Below are 2,574 nucleotides of genomic sequence, written 5' to 3' on the forward strand. Positions count from 1 at the left end.
GTAAGCATCCGCTGAATCCCATTGCTATGTTTTAACGAGGTTCAGGTTTCCAACGATGAGGTAGCAAATCCTCAATTTCTGTGACTTTATGGGTGGGTAGTCTTTTTAGGACATCACTTAAATAGGCATACGGATCCAGCCCATTCAGCTTTGCTGACTGGATTAAAGTCATGATATTGGCCGCTCGCTGACCACTGCGCAGTGAACCTGCAAATAACCAGTTCTTGCGCCCCAAAGCCCAGGGACGCATTTGATTCTCTACCCAATTATTGCAAATCGGTAGATTGCCATCATCCAGATAACGGCTTAAGGCTTCCCAACGTTTTAGGCTGTAATTGATGGCTTTGGCAGTGGCTGAACTCGATGGCACCGTCGGATGATGTTGGTTGAGCCATTCATAGAGTTGCTGCATCACCGGTTGACTATGCTGTTGCCGGTATTCGCGGCGGTGTTGCGCTGTACCATCCGTCTTTTTCCTGAGTTCTGCTTCTATGGCATACAGTCTCTGAATCATCAGTAATGCCTGTTCTGCAATCTGACTTTTCCCGGTCACATGCAGTTCATGGAATTTACGACGTGCATGTGCCATGCAGCCCACCTCAATGACATCGCCTGATCTAAAGCGGGCTTTATAACCACTATAATCATCACAGACTAAATGACCTTGCCAATCTTTTAGAAAGGCTTCGGCATGTTCACCAGAGCGACTGTCTTGAAAGTCATAAATCACGGCTTGAATTGGATTATATTGGGTTGTTGCATAAGCCCAGACATAACCTTTCTTCGGTTTTTTATCTTTATCATCCATCCGCATGATGGTGACGGGTGTTTCATCTGCATGAATCACCGCTTGCTGTAGGATTACCTTTCTTAATGCATCGGTTAGGCGTTCTAACTCTACACCACAGCGACCAATCCAGTCAGATAACGTTGATCTGGACAGATCAACACCTGCGCGTAGAAAGATCTGGCGCTGACGGTACAGCGGTAAATGATCTGCATACTTCGATACCAGTACATGGCTGAGTAATTCAGGACTGGCGATTCCTTTCTCAATCACATATGCCGGCATTGCTTGTTGGGTCAGTGTGTCACATTGATCACACACCCATTTACCTCGAATATGCTGTTCCTTATAGAACTGTGCCGGTCTGAAATTCAGTTTTTCACTGATATCTTCACCGATACGACGCAAGGTGCAGCCACAAGCACATTGGGTTGATGCAGGTTCATGCTCAATACGGATGGTGTGTAGATGATCTGGCAGCAGTCGACGTTTAGGTTTGTTGGCTGGGGCTTTCTGCGCAGCTGCATTCGTTTTATCTGCATTCAGTCGTTCCAGTTCCAGATCAACCGCAGCAATATCTTCTTCAACCGCTTCGTCCCATAGGTGGATTTGTTTTGCGGTTAGATGTTCGTTTTTACTGCCGAATTTATGCTGTTTAAATAGCGCAAGCTCATGCTCGTATTTTTGGTTGAGAATAGAAAGATGTTGAACTTGAGCATCTAATTGCTTATTTGATACTTCAAGATGCTGAACTTTAGCATCTAATTGTTGTTTATCTTCTGCGAGTTGTTGATGCTGCAGCGCCAACTGCCGGGTAAATTCCAGCAGTTGTTCATGGGTCAGTTGGCTTAAATCAGGCAGCATTTTCATGACCGCAGTATGGCTGAGATCATGAATATGTGTAAATAAAACGTTTGGAGAATAGCAGAATGGATGAGCCTGGTTTAGAGCATTGTTACCACTTGCTGCAGACCGATTCTTTGCCAAGCTAAACCTTGGATCAGTGCCTGTAACTGCTCCCGACTGATGGCTACCGTTTCACCTTGGTGAACCTGAGCCCAGTGAAATTTGCCCTGTTCCAGCCGTCGGGCACACAGCCAGATGCCCAGTCCATCATGCACCAGTACTTTCATGCGATGGCCACGTTTATTACAGAACAGGTAAGCACAATGCGGTTTGATATAGCCAAAGGCTCTCAGCACCTGAGCCATGGCAGTATCCATACCTGCACGCATATCCATCGGCTGGTTAGAGAGCCAGATTTCATCGATACGGATCATTTGATCAAGCCCTGAATTAAAGGCAGTAATTCCTTTGCTGATTCCACCGGCCAGTCGATCTCGATCATCTGATCCCTTGCGGAACCTTGTTCCTTATGCAGTGGAATCCTGATATGAGCGACAGCTTTCTTCTCCGGCACAGGTGGCGGAGATGTCTCTTGTTTGACTGGCGTCGGGTGAACAATGACGGGAAGAAAGTCGGTCTGTGGAATGGATGGGGTTTCTAATGCAGGGGGCATTGATCTGGACTGACGAATCCATTTATGTAGCAGATTGGCATTGACCTGATGTTGCATTGCTACTTTGGCCACTGATGTATCTGGCTGTTGGCAAAGCTCGACCAGGTGTTGTTTAAACTCAGGTGCAAAGATTCTACGAGTTCGCTTTATCGTTTGTTCAGTGTCTATAATAGTGTCTAAGACCATAAACATGATGTCCATTTAATAAATAATGGACACTATCGGGATGTTAAGCAGATAAGAAAAGTGGGGTTCAGCGGACGCTTAC

The 2,574-nt window shown here is 46.0% G+C and carries 3 protein-coding genes; all 3 read right to left on the bottom strand.

From position 1 onward, the window contains the following. Positions 1 to 31: 31 nt before the first annotated feature. The gene (locus KUG37_RS14545) at positions 32 to 1,657 is read right to left on the bottom strand and encodes an IS66 family transposase (RefSeq protein ID WP_216938465.1); all 1,626 of its coding nucleotides are present in this window, start codon (positions 1,655 to 1,657) and stop codon (positions 32 to 34) included. Between the two features lie 74 nt (positions 1,658 to 1,731). Next, positions 1,732 to 2,067: an IS66 family insertion sequence element accessory protein TnpB gene (gene tnpB, locus KUG37_RS14550; protein WP_216938462.1), complete on the bottom strand. Its 336-nt coding sequence runs from the start codon at positions 2,065 to 2,067 to the stop codon at positions 1,732 to 1,734. Continuing rightward, complete coding sequence (locus tag KUG37_RS14555; RefSeq protein WP_216938464.1) at positions 2,064 to 2,492, bottom strand: transposase; 429 nt, start codon at positions 2,490 to 2,492, stop codon at positions 2,064 to 2,066. The genes tnpB and KUG37_RS14555 overlap by 4 nt, the downstream gene beginning before the upstream one ends. Positions 2,493 to 2,574: the final 82 nt, after the last annotated feature.

This window comes from Acinetobacter sp. BY419, assembly GCF_019038395.1.
GTDB lineage: Bacteria > Pseudomonadota > Gammaproteobacteria > Pseudomonadales > Moraxellaceae > Acinetobacter.